The following is a 15027-nucleotide window of genomic DNA, read 5'->3' on the forward strand; positions in this document are numbered from 1 at the left end:
GCGAGAAAGAGGTGTTCCCATGGGAGAACGAAGCCGTTTTCGTGAAGGCGACAAGTCGCCAAAAAACGCCATGTACATGGAAATCGGGGAAACCGGCGCCAGCGTGCAGGACCCGATGATTATCGAGCTGGAAAAAGGCGAAAAGTTTCCCGCTACCCGCAACAAAAACCGGGTGTGGACCCAAAAATAGGTACCAACCTGCAAGAAAACCAACCTGGCAAAAAACAACCAGGTTGGTTTTCTGATTAATCCTCGTCTTCGTCGCCTTCGCTGTCTTCCTCGTCCTCTTCGTCGCCGCTCACATAAATGATGGTGACACCAAGGCTCTCAAGCAGAGAAATGACTTCCCTGTTCAGTTCCTGGTCCATGAGCAGCCCCAGGCTTTCTACCAGCTCAAGCTCTTCCAGTTCGCCTTTTTCGGCATCTTCAATCAGCTCTATGACTTCCGTCATCCGCTTCTTTTCCAGAACTGCCATCAGTTCATCTCTCGTCATAAACTGTTTCCCACCTCGATTTCTCAACTCTATGCTTTATAATAGTACATAAACAAACCGTTGAAAACATAACGAAGGAGCGAGGTGAAGTCCACCGTGTATCCTGAGCCGTATCTGGACTACCTGGTTCAGTTTCATGTCAAACGCGACTATTTCGAGTGTCACGAAATTTTGGAAGAGTATTGGAAAAGCGCTCCACCACAGGAGCGCCAGTCTGTTTGGGTCGGCTTGATTCAAATTGCCGTCGGGCTGTACCACCACCGCCGCGGCAACGTAAACGGCGCCCGCAAAATGCTCACAAGCGCCCGCGCGCTGGTGCAAAAGCATCACGCAGAGCTGGAGCGCCTTGGCCTGGACAGCAATGCCCTGGAGCACCTGCTGGCAGTCCGCCTGGAGGAAATTGGGCAAGGCTTGCCTTACCGCAGCATTACCTTGCCGATGCAGGCCGCCGAGCTGATTGCCGCGTACAAAGCAGCTTGTGCCAGACAAAATCAGCCTGAGCATCGCGACAGCGACATGAATGATTCGTTTTTGCTGAACAAGCATACGTTGCGCGACCGCAGCGACGTCCTCGCAGAACGCGAGCGCCAGTTGCAGCTCCGTCAGGGAAAACAGCCTGATCCCCACGCTGCAACCTGATGCGCTCACTCCGCGACAAAAGCGGCTGGTATCGCCTCACTGAACCAAAATGCCCCGCTCCCCTGAAAAAATCGGATGCCGGCTGCCCGCGCCAAAGCCGCCTGAACGGTTAGCAAACAGAGCGTGTCCTCCGGCATTCCGATGTCTTCGGTCCGAGAAGCAAGCTGGACAAGCTCGCTTGCAATCGGCAAAAGCCCCCCGGCGAGCGTCTGCTGCACCAGCTTTGCGTGCGTGCCGTAATACAGGTGCTCCGGAGGCTCCACCTCTGTGAGCCGTGTGGCCGTCTGGCTCGGCGCAAAGCCGTAGGTGGCGCGAATCAACTCGCCCCCGTCCCACTCGATTTGCCGCTCCGGGTCATTTTCCACCACCTGCCACAAATCGGCACGCCGAAGGTTCGCCCAGCCTTTGATCGAGCGCAAATAAGCGAGCAGCGGTCCTGTTGGCGTGAAGCCGTATGTATCGAAGTAAAGCTGGACGTGCTCGTTTTTTTGCCGCAGGATGCTGAGCAGACGCTTGCGCAGTTGGAGTTCCTCGTGTTGGGCCAGCATGGCTTTCTCCCCCCTTCATCCGGTTTTACGCTAATAAATCCAGAAAACAACAGCCAGTACCAACGCCAAATCCGCCAGCAAATGGCTGAACCAGGTCGGGTAAATGGACGGAAACAGCCCTTTCATCCACCCCCAGATGACACCCGCGCCGTATACCGCCATCGTAAGCAGCAACCCTTGCCACACCCCGAACAAGGTAGCCGCGATAATCAGGTGATACAGCGTGTAAAAAAAGCTCGTGAGCAGTACGGCGCCAACACGGGAGAGCGAGCGCAGCATGCGCTGCAGGACAAAGCCTCGCCAGAACAGTTCCTCCAAAAGCGAATTGACGACCACGAGATACAGCGCAAACCAGCCGATCCAGTTGCGGTCAAGCCCCCACGACTCCAGCCCGGCCCGCACGACGTCCGGCCTGCCCTCCGCTTGCAAAATCAGCCACAGTCCTGCCAGGATGCCTGTAAAAAACAGCAGCCCCAGTCCAATCCCGAAAAGCGCCCCGCGCTTCTCAAAGCGTCCCCACGCCAGACGCCAATGCTCTTGCAAGCTTTTTTCCCACCAGCCGTGCAGCAGCGGGATCGCTACACAAACCCCCAGATGAAACGAAACAAACGTGGCAAACAAGCTGTGCCGCTCGACCAGTCCGTAAAAAATGGCGAGCGTGGCAGCAAACCCATATCCGATCAAAAGAAGCAGCGTGCGTTTTCGCGCCATTTCCGACAAGCTCCTTTGTTGCGTTTTCGCCGCCCATCGCTCCTGTAATGTGCCCGTTATGGCGAAGAAGCATACATACATTGTCAATAAATATACAAATATTTGGACAGATGTTATACTAAGTGGTGCCGTTATAAAAAATTTGATCGATTCAATTTTTTACCAAAAATCAAAACGATTTGGAGTGGCTCTCATGTTGTGGCGTAACCGAACCTTTGTCCTGCTAATGACGGGAGAGATCATCGCTGGCGCAGGCATGTGGATTTCCATCATTGCCAATTTGTCGTTCATGCAGAGCCTGATCCCTTCCGAAACCGTGAAGGCGCTGATTTTGATGACCGGCCTTGTCGTAAGCATTCTGCTCGCACCGAAAGCAGGCGTCATCATCGACATGTACGACAAAGGAAAGGTCATGTTCTGTGCCAGCCTGGCTCGTATTTTGAGCCCCGTGTTCATGTTTCCCGCGCTTGCCTACGATTCGATCTGGTGGATGATCGTCTCGCTGATCGTCATGCAAGTGTCGGCGGCCTTTTACTTCCCGACCGTGCAAGCTTCCCTGCCTGCCATCTTGAGCAAGGATGAACTGCTGAAAGCGAACAGCGCCTACTTGAATATATCCACGCTGTCGCGCATCGGCGGAACGGCTCTCGGAGGGATTCTCGTCGTCTCCATGGAGCTGTCCATGCTGTACGTCTGCTCGATGATTGCGTACGCAGTCCTCGCCGTCGTCACGCTGTTTTTGCGCATTCCGGCAGTCACCTCGCGCAATATGAAGGAAAAAGTGGAGTTTCGCGAAGTGCTGCAGATTGCCCGCAAAGATCCGGCGCTGTTTGTCGGACTCATCAACAACGGCTTGATAACGCTGTTTTTGGGCGGCATCAATCTGTTGATTCTCAACCTCAGCGAGCTGCAGCAGGAGCCTCAGCTCATGGGCTGGATTTACACAGTTGAAGGAACGAGCATTTTAATCGGCGGTTTGCTGGCCAAACGGTGGATCGGCGGCAAAAACCTGGTCGCAGCCTCCACGCTCATGCTGTTTTTCTTTGCCCTCTCCCAGTTCGGGATGTCGTTTGCAGCGCAGAAAGCGATGGTGCTATCCTCGTTTTCCGTGTTCGGCTTTGTCGTCGCCTTCTTTTTCCCGGTGCTTTCGACGATCTTTCAGAAGCGGCTGCCCGCCCACCAGCAAGGACGCTTTTTCTCCTTCAAAAGCATGCTGGATCGCGGCTGTTTCCTGCTGGCACTGGGAATTACCGGGATCGGCCTGGACTTGCTTGGCATCAGTGGCTACCTGCTGTTCATCGGCTCGATAACCCTTTTGTCCGGCATCCTGACGTTCGTTTACAGCCAAAAACACAGGCTGGATGTCCGCGAAAGCGACGAGGCGGCCGCCTAGCAATCACACCGCTTGCCTGTCTGCTGCTTTTCCCTGCGCCTCCATTTGGTGTACACTAGAAAAAACAACGTTGAAAATTTGTTGCAAGTCTTTGGAGGCGTTTTTCCCATGCAGATCCTATCTTCCCCTGCACTCGGCATCCTGGTTCCGCTGTTGATGGCGACTGCGGTCATCTTTGTGCGCATGCGTCGGCAAAAAAAGCCTGTATCTGCAAAGAGCATCATCCTGCCGCCTTTTTTCATGTCGACGGGCTTTGCGATGTTTCTCTTTCCAGAGGCAGCACTCCCGCCGATGTACGATCTGGCCGCTTTTGTCACGGGGTTGTTTTTCTCGATTCCTTTGATTATGACCTCGCGCTTTGAAGTGATCGGCCGGGACATCTACCTCAAGCGCTCCCGGGCTTTTTTCTTCATCCTGGCAGGGTTGCTCATCATCCGGTTGATTATCAAACTGGTGATAAACGACAGCTTTACCCCGATTCAGACGGGCGGACTTTTTTTCTTGCTTGCTTTTGGCATGCTTGTTCCTTGGCGAATCGCGATGCTGTACATGTACAAGCAATTGGCGAAAAAGACGTTTGGCACGTAATGATGTCTGGGAAAAACGAAAAAGCAACTGGTTTCCTCCTGTGCTTGAAGGAAATCGGTTGCTTTTTTTGCGGAGAGTTGTCCGCCAGGGGGACAATCAAATCAGATACATCCCGCCGCATATGTCGTACGAAAACGGCTGCGCCTTTGCCGTCCCCATTTTCGCAAAAAAGGGACGTTCCCCGCGAGACGTGAGCGCCTGCTGCGCTACTCCATCCTGCGTCGGTTCACACAGGACGATGCTTCCGCCCGGCAGCGCAAACGTCACGCAGCGCGCGCCCAGCCGCTCATCGGTGAACGCTTCTGCGGCCTGCCACCCGAACCACCGCGTCCAGTCCGCCGTCGCCGCGCCCAGGTCCGCGACAGCGTAGCCGACTGCCAGAAGCTCGGTGGCGCCGTTTGCATGGGGAGCAATGATCCCTTGCTGTGTCAAATCTGCCTTCCGCTCATCGTCTGACTCCTGCCACTCTATCAAAAACGGCATGTTTCGGGCAGTCTGCGGATCTTCGGCAAACAGCATGCGCCAGCGCAATGTTTTTCCGTCGTCTCTTGTGCGGCTCCCGTCTACCGGCCCGATGAGCGTAAGTCCAAGCGCCCGAAATCGCTCTGCCCACCGATCCATTTCGCTGGTGCGCAAGGCGATTTGCCCAAGCCCTTCGCCAAGACCGTGCTCGGCGACCAGCTGCACAATGAGCGGATTGTCGGATTGCCCGGCAACAGCGGCATCCTCGACAGCCAAAAACTCCACATAGGACAAACCGAAATAGCTGAGACTGTTCCATGTCCCCCAACGGGTGTGCCTGCCGCCAGGTACAGCGTGAAATCCCGCCTCGCGAAACAGCTGCGCTGCTTCTTCGGGCTGCCGATGGACAAAATGAACCAGATGGTCAAAGAACAATTGCATCTTTTTTCGCCTCTTTTCGTATTAGCTTTATCATAGCAAAATTCACCATCTTTTCATCAACGAAGAAAGGAGAACCATGATCGAGACGAATTACAGCCGGACGCGATCCCGGCAAATGCAGAGACGATCCATGCGGCGCAGGGCATGGAAAAACACGCTTCTTTTCAGTTTGCTCGCCTGCATCGGGGCAGGAGCTTATTTCAGCTTCACGTCACTCGACAAGCACAAGGCCCCTGAAACCAATCCCGCCCCGACTCACGCTGCTGCACAGGAGCCAACTGTCCGGCTCAGCTTTGTCGGCGACGTAATGATGGCCGGAAATGTGGAAAAGGTTTTGCTGGAAAAAGGCTACCACTATCCGTTCACACATGTGCGCGAGCTTTTTTTACAGGATGACTACACGATTGCCAACCTGGAGTCGCCGCTTACGACCAGAGGGACGCCCGCAGACAACAAAGCGTACGTCTACAAGTCCTCCCCTTTGGCTGCGCCTGCCATGCAGGCAGCCGGCATCGACGCGGTCAATCTGGCGAACAACCACGCGATGGACCAGGGGGTGGACGGCTTGCTCGATACATTCGCCGCTCTGGAGGAAAACCGGATCGCTTACGTCGGAGGTGGTGTCGATTCCGCACGCGCCTACGCTCCTGTGTTCGTGGAAAAAAACGGGATCAGGCTCGCTCTCTTCGGCTTCAGCCGGGTGATGCCGGAAGTTAGCTGGTTCGCGCAAAAAAACGCGCCAGGACTGGCAGGGACGTATGATCCCGCCATGGCCGTCCAAGCCATTCAACAGGCGAAAGCGCAAGCGGACATCGTCATCGTGATCGCCCATTGGGGAAAAGAGCGGGAAGACTTTCCCGTCGAGCATCAAAAAGAGCTGGCAAAAGCATACATCGACGCAGGCGCAGATCTGGTCGTCGGCGGCCATCCGCATGTCCTGCAAGGCTTTGAACAGTATCGCGGCAAATGGATCGCCTACAGCCTGGGCAATTTCATTTTCACGCGATCAACCGAGCCGAAAACATGGGAAACGATGGTGCTTCAAGCAAGCTGTACGAAAAACGCCGCCTGCAGCCTGACCATGCTTCCTTTTCACGCCGAACTGGGACAAGCGGTGCCCATGAATGCCACGGACGGGGCCGCGCTGCTCCGCCGAATCGAGTCGCTCTCGGAAAACGTGCAGATTGACGCGGACGGCCGCGTACGGGCAAAGGATGGACAAGACACGTAGTTTTATGTGTTTCAAGCCGTTTCCAGCAGCGGGAAGCAGCGCACATCCAGGCCGAAATCGCTTTTCAGCACAGCCTCGTGCTCTTCGCGAATCCCCGTTGCGATCAGCCCCGCACGCAATACTCCGCCCAGGTCGAATTGCACTTTCAGCTTCGTCACAGTCACGCCCGCTTCGCGCAGGAAATGCAGCACGCGATCAGGAGTGGCCGCGGGACACGACCCTTCGAGATAACACAGCACGCGCTCGTCCTCAGCTTGAGCCGGCTGTGCTTCCGCCGTCTTTTCCTCCCAGGCCGGATGCGGGGTAAACGGCTGTGTCAGCAAATAAGCCAAATCTTCCACGACGGCGCTTGCGGTCGGCAGCTCGCCTGCGCCTCTGCCCGTAAACAGCAGATCGCCGACGATGTTCCCCGAAAGCTGAACAGCGTTGAAGGAATCCTGGATTTGCGCCAGCGGATGAGCGAGCGGCAACATCGTCGGCTGAACCGAGAGCCGGATTCCCTGCTCCGTTTTCTGCGCCTGGGCAATCAGCTTGATTCGGTAGCCAAGCTCGCTGGCGATACGGATGTGGCCGGGAGACAAATCCGCGATCCCTTTGCGCACGACATTGGCAAGCGGCAGCGATTCACCGTACACAAGCTGCGCGAGAATGTACAGTTTGTACATCGCGTCGAACCCTTCCACGTCAGAGCGCGGATCAGCTTCCGCATACCCCAGCTCCTGCGCCTGCTTCAACACTTCCTGATAGGGGAGTTGTTCAGCTTCCATCTTCGTCAGGATGAAGTTCGTCGTCCCGTTGAGAATGCCGCGCACTCCGTGAATATCGTTCGTGCGCAGAAACTGTCGAAGCACGCTCAAAATCGGGATACCGCCCGCAACGCTCGCCTCGTAGGCGAGATGGACCTGATGCCGGTTTGCCAGCTCGACCAGCTCTGGGCCGCGTTTGGCAAGCAGCTCCTTGTTCGCCGTTACCACGTGGCACCCTTTTTCGATCAAGGCACGCACGTAGTCGTACGTCGGCTCGACGCCCCCCATGACCTCGACGACAATGTCTACGTCACTTTTCAGCACATCCTCAAAATTGGTGGTCAACAGTGCGGGATCTACCTGAACGGCCCGTTCTTTTTCCGAATCGCGGACCAACGCTTTGACAATCTCGATGCGTTTGCCCAATCGTGCGAACAGCTTTTCCTGCTGCAACCGAATCGTCTTGATAACGCCACCTCCTACTGTTCCCAATCCCAACAACCCTACCTTGACTACACCTGCACTCATTCCTGTCACCTCATCGCATATTTTTACAGAAAAGAAAAAACCTTCTTGCTAAGAAGAAGGTTTGGCATCAAAAAAGCCTTCTCCTTATCTCCCAGGACGCTTCCGTCCTGCAGGAATTGGCACCTTGTCACACGCTGTGTAACGGTTGCCGGGCTTCATCGGGCCAGTCCCTCCACCTCTCTGGATAAAGATCATGATGAATTTTTGCTTTTTCTCGCCGGGATACAACCCGGCAACGGGAAACATTAAAAAACCTTCTTCGCTAAGAAGAAGGTTCGCCATGACTGCTATGATGTACCCGCTTCTTATCTTTCGAGGCGAAAACGCCCCGCAGGAATTGGCACCTTGTCGCTATTTGCAACGGTTGCCGGGCTTCATCGGGCCAGACCCTCCACCTCTCTGGATAAGAACCTCGTATGCTGTTGAGCCTATTCTAAGAAATTCCATAGCATTCGTCAACAAGTTTCTTTCTCGTTTTTACTCGCTTCGGATGACCAGGGGAAACTAATTAGCCAGTCCATACCTTTCCCGTAAGATGCGGCAGTGGTGGGCCTCATGCCCGGCGATGACATACACCAATGCGCGCGCGGACAGCTTGTTGCCGTTCGCGTTTCCCATTCGCGTCCACGCTTCCTCCGCCACTCCCCGCAGCTGGGCGAGTGTCGCCTGCCGAACCGCCTGGTATTCTTCGAGGATGCTTGCCAGGTCGCGTTCCTGGAAAAATGCTTGCGAGACATACGCATTTTCGTCAAATCCGGCGAGCGGCGTCTCGTCTCCCCTGGCAATGCGCAGTAGCCGATAGCTCATGATCCGCTCTGCATCAATCAGATGCCCCAGCACTTCCTTTACCGTCCACTTTCCTGCCGCGTAGCGATACGCCAGTTGCTCCTCCGTAAGCCGGGAAAACATCTCGACGGTTTGCACTCTTTGCTCCGCCAGGATCGCAGCCACCTCACCTTCCGGCACCAACTGGACATAATAGTCAAAATAATCCCCGTATTCCTCGCGATTCGGTCTACCTGGCATGCTCTGATCCTCCTTTGTTTTTGGAAAATGACGCGGTTATTCCTGGCAGCTTTTAACCTTGCCAGCCCTCAAACAGCAGCACTCTCGCCGGTGCAGCGTCTGTGCCCACCAGCTTCAACGGGGCCGCGACCATGAAGTATTGGCCCGCAGGCACTTCGCGCAGCCGCAAGCCCTCGATCACAATAACCCCTGCGCCAAACAACGTTTTATGGGTGGGATGCCCTTCCTGGCTGCGCTCGATGCCCAGTGCATCTGTGCCGACGCCGCGCACGCCTTTTTCCACCAAATACTCCGCACCATCCTGCGCCAAATAGACGAACTCGAACGAAAAAGCATCCTCCCACGAGTTTTTCGTTTGGAACAGGACAAAATCGCCCGGCGCAATGTCGCAGCCCTCCAGCTCTGCCCGTCCGATCTTGTCTTCTACGTGCGTCAGGTCCAGTACGCGGCAGTTTCCCACCAGCTTTTCCAGTGAAATGCTTTCAAACGTCTCCCCGTCTTGCACCATGTGCAGCGGTGCGTCTACATGTGTACCGGAATGGACATCCATGTCGATTCTCGACTCGGTTACATAGCCGTTTGTTGCCGACAAAATCTTTGGCTGCTTTTCCGGCTTGTTTTTGTACACCGTCATCCCTTCGAATATGGGGGCAGACACATCATACATTTTCATCGCGCTTCGCCTCTCTTTTTGCTCTTCTTACTTCTGTCTCAAGCTGCCTGCTTCCGCGTCGCAAGTCGGCCGGAAATACGACGCCCATTTGTCTTCTCGCTTCATCCATGACTTCCATCGTCAACAGCGAGGCGGCATGTGAATTCGTCGCTGACTCTCTGGCGCCTGCGGCAGCGAGCCGGATAAACTCCCTGATTTCGTAGTGCATCATTTTGGGTGTCTGCGGCCTGGTCACATCCTCGATCCGACCGTCCCGGTAGCGAATCTCGATGCGCGTCAGGTGATTGATTTTATCGATCACCATCGTGGCGTCCTCTCCCTGGATTTCCGCCGGCTGATAGGAGGTCGTAATCTTGGAAAAGCTGAGAATGGCATCCATCTCTTTGTACTTCAATAAAATGCTGCCTTCACCATCTACCCCTGACGCCAGTACAATTCCTTCTGCCTTGACCTGCTCCGGTCTGCCAAACAGGACGATCGCAGGATAGAGGCAGTAAATCCCGATGTCCATCAACGCCCCGTTGGAGTAGGCAGGGTCAAAGGCCCGCAGTACCTCTCCCGCCCGGTACGCATCATAGCGGGAGGAATACTGGCAATTACTGGCGATAAAACGGCGGATTTTGCCCAGCTTGGGCAGATGGTCCTGAATCGCAAAAAAGTTCGGAACCAGCGTCGATTTGACCGCTTCCATAAGCAGAACATCATGCTTTTTCGCCGCCGCAATCATTGCCTTTACTTCGTCCGCATTCGAGGCGAGCGGCTTTTCACACAACACGTGTAGCCCCAAGCTCATGCACAGGATGGCCTGCTCGGCATGAAAGCAATTGGGGCTGGCAATGTAGACGGCGTCGATATTTCCGCTCGCTGCCATCTCTTTTGGATCTGTGTAGCAAAAAGGAGCCGCGAACTTTTCAGCAAATTCTTTGGCGCGTTCGATCGTTCGCGAGCAAACCGCTTGCAGGGAAAAGCCCTCTACCGCAAGACCTGCCTGGATGAACTCTTCTGTAATCCAGTTGGTACCGATTACGCCAAAACGCATGAATCGCTTTCCCCCTTAGTCGTTGCTTCGTCAGACAGAGTCTGGCGCCTCTTACCCATGCACGGGCGCCAGCTCCCGCTCTTCTATATTATCCAGCCACCAGGAAAATCCTTCTTCGCGAAGCAATTCGCACGCGGCCTCGGGTCCGTGTGAACCAGCCTCATAGGTCACAAGCGGAACGAGATTGCGTTCGAAGGCGGCAAGGATCGGCTCCACCCATTTCCACGACAGGCGCACTTCATTCCAGTGGGCAAAGTAGGTAGAATCTCCGCGCAGCGCATCAAACAGCAGCCGCTCGTACGCCTCGGGAACATCCTTGTGGCCTGAGTTGAAATTGACCGTTACAGGCTCAATTTTTCCGCTATTGGCCGGATTCTTGCTATTCAACTGCAAGGCGATTCCTTCATTGGGGTGCACGTTGATGATGAGCAGGTTGGGCGCTGTATTTTCCTGCTGCTCCCGATAAAGCTGCTCCAAGGGATTTTTGAACTCAATGACGATGCGGGTTGCCTTTTCTTTCAGCCGCTTTCCGGTGCGAATGTAAAAAGGCACTCCGCTCCAGAACGGATCGTCAATCCAGACACGCGCCGCAATATACGTTTCCGTCATGGATGCAGGCGATACGCCAGGCTCGTCCCGGTAGCCGACAACAGGCGTCTGCCCGATTTGCCCTGGGCCATACTGGGCGCGCACGACGTTTTTCGCCACCTCTTCGATTGCCATTGGCCGCACTGCCTCCATCACCTTGCGCTTTTGTGCCCGAATATCGGTTGCCGTAATCCGCTTGGGAATGTGCATGGCGACCATCATCAGCATTTGCAGCATGTGGTTTTGCACCATATCGCGGAGCGCGCCGGCCTGCTCGTAAAAGCCTGCTCTCTCCTCCACCCCGACCGTCTCGCTGGCCGTAATCTGCACGTTCGCAATGTGCTGATTGTTCCAAAGCGCGGCCAGAACCGGGTTGGCAAACTCCAGCGCCTCCAGATTTTGCACCATGGCCTTGCCCAAATAATGATCGATCCGGTAAATCTCTTCTTCGGCAAAAGCCTGCGTCAGCTTTTGGTTCAAGTCTTCCGCCGATTGCAGGTCACGCCCGAACGGCTTTTCGATAATCAGGCGCTTCCAGCCTTGCAAAGAGCCGAGTCCGCTCTTCTGGATGTTGGCTGCGATCACCTCAAAATATTCGGGGGCCACCGACAGATAGAACATGCGGTTTTGCGGGAGATGCAGCTCTCTTTCCCGTTGCTCGATCCGTTCCAGCAGCGGCTCGTATGCAGCAGCATCCGTCACATCGACTGCCACATACGAAAACGCCGACAAAAACAGCTCAAGCAGCGCCCGGTCGATGTCGTGGCGACGGGAAAAATCCCGGATGGACTGCTCCACACTCCGGATAAACTCTGTATCAGACCAAGCCCTTCTGCCTACGCCGACAATGGAAAAGGCAGCGGGCAGCTTTTTATCGACAAACAGATTGAACAAAGCCGGAAAAATTTTGCGTTTCGCCAAATCTCCTGTAGCACCAAAAAGGACAAAGCTCATCGGTTCCATATGCTGTTTCCTTCCTTCCGTACGCTAACCATGCTGACTGGATTATTGTTGCACACCGTTATTATTAGAGAAAACGGCTGCCTTATCAAGCTAAACACCTGCGAAGAATTGCTTCCAGATCTCGCGCTGCCGCGCATGAGACGTGTGCATGAACTGGGATGTCATCGAGAAGACCTCCCCTCTTTTGCAAATCACGCAGGAAGTAAGTTGAGATAAAGCCACTGAAAAACCGTGCATGCCGCTTCCCGGTATGGACGGTTTTTCGCCTGTGATCGCGTTCGCTATAGCGTCAGCGGCGCAGAACGGCGCGGACAGGACTGCCATCGGCATCCGCCAGGGCGAGCGGCAGCGCAATCAGCTCGTAATCGCCAGGCTCGATCTCGTCCAGCAAAAGCCCTTCCAGAATATGGATTCCATGTTGGTGCAAGCCATGATGCGCAGGCAGCTCCTTGCTGTCCAGCGGGTCGACAGAAGGCACATCCACGCCGAGCAGCCGAATGCCTTTCTCGGCAAGATACGGCGGCAAATCAGGCCGGAGGTAGCATATCTCTTGGGGAAACTGATGAGGATCGGACCACGACAATGTTTTCAGCAGCAAGCGCGTCACGCCGGACAGATCAACTCCTGCAAAATCGGCAGCGCCAACGCTCGTGCGTCCCGACACATCGACGACTCTCGCCGCCCCCACATACAGATCGAGCGGCAGTTCCAGCGTCTTTTTGCCCTCGTCATCAAAATGAAAAGGGGCATCTACATGTGTTCCTGTATGGATGCTCATCACGAGCTTTCCTACATTGACAGAGCCACTCTCCGACTTCGGCCAGTTTACGGTATAGCGATAAGCGGTATCACCTGGCCAGGTCGGCGTAGCTTCCGACAGCGGTCGGGAAATGTCGTACAGCTTCATGTCGATTCCTCCCATTATTTGCTGAATACGCTCGATTATCCTCAGATTATAGAAAGACAGACGTTGCGTCAATATTGTTTCTATTCCGCAAAAAAGGAGGCGCCGCCTGACTCGCTTTTTCGCGAATGCGGTCCTCCTTTTTCAAATGCGCCGATGCATCGCCAAATATTGTTCCACAGCCGCATAATCGCCGCCCGCGTTGATCTTTGGCAAATGCTCCTTGATTGTCCTGAGCCACTCGATTGTCGTCGGCCGGGTTGCCGCTATCGATTCCCGCAGGTCGCTCATCTGGATCGGCCTTTCGATTCCTTTTGTCAGCAGATCATGGAAAACCTGCTCGGTTGCCAGCTCTACCACGTATTCAATATCTGCTCCCGAATAATACTCAGTCCAGCCTGCCAGTTGGGAGTAGTCAATCGGCTCCGAAGGGCGGTCTTGCAGTTTCAGCCGGAAAATATCCTCTCGTGCTGCCCGGTCAGGCGGCCCGACAAAAAGCAGACGCTCGAAGCCGTTTTCCCGCATCCAGGCCAGGTCGATTTCCCACGGCACATTTGTCGCTCCCAAAACGCGCAGCCTGTCCTTGTCAATCTCCAGCTCCCTCAGCTGCGAAAGCCACTTTCCGGCAGGCGGTAAGCTGCACGAGGAAGCGAACACGTCCGGCTGACAAAAAGCCCCGTCCAGCTCATCCAAAAAAACGAGACACGCTGCTTCTTTGGAAGCCGCATGCCCATAAACGGAAGGCACAAACGACTCCGCCCTGCCCAAAACAGCATCTCCACTGACCGCTGCAGGCACAGGCAAAAAGTGAGCGCCGTATTCTTCTGCTGTCGCTTTGGCAAGCAACGACTTGCCGCACCCTGGTGGGCCGTAGAGAAGGACTCCCTTTCGCGGGACAAGTTCAGCGTGCCCCTCCGGCTGTCGTGCAAAAGCAAAAAGCGTGTCGTGAATCGCTGCTTTTACATGCTCCAAACCGCCGACAGCTTGATAGCGGGTCGGAAAAGCGGATCGTTCCTCCTGTTTCGCAATGGTTTTCCCGCTGCCTCGCTCAAGCATGGGAATCTGTGCAGCAGGTGTCAAGCTGTAGGGGGAGGTTGCCCACCTTTCGCTCCCTTTTCCCGTTGCAAATAACGCTGTATCTTCCTGGAGCCTGTTCAGCTCCGTTATGATTTTTCCTTTTATCTTTTCGTTTCCGTACGCGAGCGCTTTCGTAAAGGCCTGCATTGCTTCCGTGTGATTCCCCCGCTCCGCTTGCTCCAATCCCAACAGAAACCATGCATGTGCGTTTTCCTTGTCATCGCTCAGCATGCTTTTTATGATCTCGATCTTCGCCATGTGCTTCATCCTCTGCCGTCGTTTTCATCGTTTTATGTATGTGCAGCTTGCGGTGGCATGACTTCCATTCTAGGGAAAAAGTCTTCCATCCCTTCCGAAAACGGAGCGCGAACGTCTTTATTATAATGCAAACGTCCTGCAAGCAGAATATGGTAAGTCGCAAATGAGCAGTTGGTCCCTTGAAGCGGACAGCCAATCCCTTTCAACTGGATCCTGCAAGGTAACAGGCCCGTTCTGTGAAAAGGCAAGGTTTCGTGTTGCAAACAAAAGAAAGAAGCTTTATACTACGTTCAAATGATTAAGTTTATTAACGGAGTGTAGCGATGAGTCAGCCAACCTGTACCGAAAAAGCCATTCAACTTTTCATGCAATTAAGCCCTTATTTCCAAGGACTGGGCGATCCGGTTCGCCAGCAAATCGTCGCTCTGCTGATTGACAAGGAGAGCTTGAACGTCTCACAAATCGCGGAACACATTCCCATGTCCAGACCGACCGTTTCGCACCATTTGAAAATTTTGCGGCAGGCTGGGTTGCTTCAGGCGCAGAAGAAAGGGACAGAGATTTACTACCGTCTGGAAATTGCGGAGGCGATCAGCCTGTTTAAGCAGCTTGTTCAATTTGTGGAGGAAGAGTGTTAGAAAGCCATCGCAGCCAGCACCACGGGACAAAGTGTCCCTTTTCTTAACCTCCTTATGTTAATAAACTTAAACGAATAAAC

Annotated in this window: 17 protein-coding genes and 2 riboswitches; of the genes, 6 read left to right on the forward strand and 11 right to left on the reverse strand. The window is 54.5% G+C overall.

The annotated features are described in order from the left end of the window. The first annotated feature begins 19 nt into the window (after positions 1-19). On the forward strand, positions 20-190 hold the full coding sequence (locus EDM57_RS16720; RefSeq protein ID WP_122905824.1) for a YjzC family protein: 171 nt from the start codon (positions 20-22) through the stop codon (positions 188-190). A 55-nt stretch (positions 191-245) separates the two neighbouring features. On the opposite strand, the gene EDM57_RS16725 is transcribed toward EDM57_RS16720, so the two are convergent. Continuing rightward, positions 246-494 carry a hypothetical protein gene (locus EDM57_RS16725; protein ID WP_122905825.1) on the reverse strand — a complete coding sequence of 83 codons (249 nt, stop codon included), beginning with the start codon at positions 492-494 and terminating at the stop codon, positions 246-248. Positions 495-578: 84 nt separating this feature from the next. Here EDM57_RS16725 and EDM57_RS16730 point away from each other — a divergent pair, with 84 nt between their 5' ends. Next, positions 579-1133: a DUF309 domain-containing protein gene (locus EDM57_RS16730; RefSeq protein WP_246005831.1), complete on the forward strand. Its 555-nt coding sequence runs from the start codon at positions 579-581 to the stop codon at positions 1131-1133. Between the two features lie 5 nt (positions 1134-1138). On the opposite strand, the gene EDM57_RS16735 is transcribed toward EDM57_RS16730, so the two are convergent. Then, a complete protein-coding gene (locus EDM57_RS16735) occupies positions 1139-1681 on the reverse strand; it encodes an RNA 2'-phosphotransferase (RefSeq protein WP_122905827.1) in 543 nt (180 codons plus the stop codon). A 30-nt stretch (positions 1682-1711) separates the two neighbouring features. Continuing rightward, the gene (locus tag EDM57_RS16740) at positions 1712-2392 is read right to left on the reverse strand and encodes a CPBP family intramembrane glutamic endopeptidase (protein WP_122905828.1); all 681 of its coding nucleotides are present in this window, start codon (positions 2390-2392) and stop codon (positions 1712-1714) included. 193 nt (positions 2393-2585) lie between these two features. On the opposite strand from EDM57_RS16740, the gene EDM57_RS16745 reads away from it, so the two are divergent. Next, a complete protein-coding gene (locus EDM57_RS16745; protein ID WP_122905829.1) occupies positions 2586-3785 on the forward strand; it encodes an MFS transporter in 1200 nt (399 codons plus the stop codon). Between the two features lie 108 nt (positions 3786-3893). After that, entirely contained in the window at positions 3894-4373 is a 480-nt protein-coding gene (locus EDM57_RS16750) for a CcdC family protein (protein ID WP_122905830.1), read from the forward strand. A gap of 96 nt (positions 4374-4469) precedes the next feature. Here EDM57_RS16750 and EDM57_RS16755 read toward each other — a convergent pair whose 3' ends face one another. Next, a complete protein-coding gene (locus EDM57_RS16755) occupies positions 4470-5276 on the reverse strand; it encodes a VOC family protein (RefSeq protein WP_122905831.1) in 807 nt (268 codons plus the stop codon). Positions 5277-5352: 76 nt separating this feature from the next. Here EDM57_RS16755 and EDM57_RS16760 point away from each other — a divergent pair, with 76 nt between their 5' ends. Then, a complete protein-coding gene (locus EDM57_RS16760; RefSeq protein ID WP_122905832.1) occupies positions 5353-6507 on the forward strand; it encodes a CapA family protein in 1155 nt (384 codons plus the stop codon). An 11-nt stretch (positions 6508-6518) separates the two neighbouring features. Here the strand turns inward: EDM57_RS16760 and EDM57_RS16765 are convergent, their stop codons facing one another. The 7 genes from EDM57_RS16765 to EDM57_RS16795 all read right to left on the reverse strand — a co-directional run bounded on the left by EDM57_RS16765 (position 6519) and on the right by EDM57_RS16795 (position 14309). Further along, positions 6519-7781, reverse strand: a complete 1263-nt coding sequence (locus tag EDM57_RS16765) for a homoserine dehydrogenase (protein WP_122905833.1) — start codon at positions 7779-7781, stop codon at positions 6519-6521. An 81-nt stretch (positions 7782-7862) separates the two neighbouring features. Then, positions 7863-7972, reverse strand: a riboswitch (SAM riboswitch). Positions 7973-8083: 111 nt separating this feature from the next. Further along, positions 8084-8191, reverse strand: a riboswitch (SAM riboswitch). A 94-nt stretch (positions 8192-8285) separates the two neighbouring features. Further along, positions 8286-8807: a DinB family protein gene (locus EDM57_RS16770; protein WP_122905834.1), complete on the reverse strand. Its 522-nt coding sequence runs from the start codon at positions 8805-8807 to the stop codon at positions 8286-8288. 52 nt (positions 8808-8859) lie between these two features. Then, positions 8860-9480: a cyclase family protein gene (locus EDM57_RS16775; RefSeq protein ID WP_122905835.1), complete on the reverse strand. Its 621-nt coding sequence runs from the start codon at positions 9478-9480 to the stop codon at positions 8860-8862. Continuing rightward, complete coding sequence (locus EDM57_RS16780; protein ID WP_122905836.1) at positions 9467-10519, reverse strand: Gfo/Idh/MocA family protein; 1053 nt, start codon at positions 10517-10519, stop codon at positions 9467-9469. Before EDM57_RS16780 ends, EDM57_RS16775 begins: the two co-directional genes overlap by 14 nt. A 51-nt stretch (positions 10520-10570) precedes the next feature. Further along, a complete protein-coding gene (gene zwf / locus EDM57_RS16785; protein WP_122905837.1) occupies positions 10571-12070 on the reverse strand; it encodes a glucose-6-phosphate dehydrogenase in 1500 nt (499 codons plus the stop codon). Positions 12071-12359: 289 nt separating this feature from the next. Further along, positions 12360-12977: an arylformamidase gene (gene kynB, locus EDM57_RS16790; protein ID WP_122905838.1), complete on the reverse strand. Its 618-nt coding sequence runs from the start codon at positions 12975-12977 to the stop codon at positions 12360-12362. A 141-nt stretch (positions 12978-13118) separates the two neighbouring features. After that, entirely contained in the window at positions 13119-14309 is a 1191-nt protein-coding gene (locus tag EDM57_RS16795) for an ATP-binding protein (protein ID WP_122905839.1), read from the reverse strand. 323 nt (positions 14310-14632) lie between these two features. Here EDM57_RS16795 and EDM57_RS16800 point away from each other — a divergent pair, with 323 nt between their 5' ends. Continuing rightward, entirely contained in the window at positions 14633-14947 is a 315-nt protein-coding gene (locus tag EDM57_RS16800; RefSeq protein WP_122905840.1) for an ArsR/SmtB family transcription factor, read from the forward strand. Positions 14948-15027: the final 80 nt, after the last annotated feature.

It is taken from the genome of Brevibacillus gelatini, from assembly GCF_003710935.1.
Lineage (GTDB): Bacteria > Bacillota > Bacilli > Brevibacillales > Brevibacillaceae > Brevibacillus > Brevibacillus gelatini.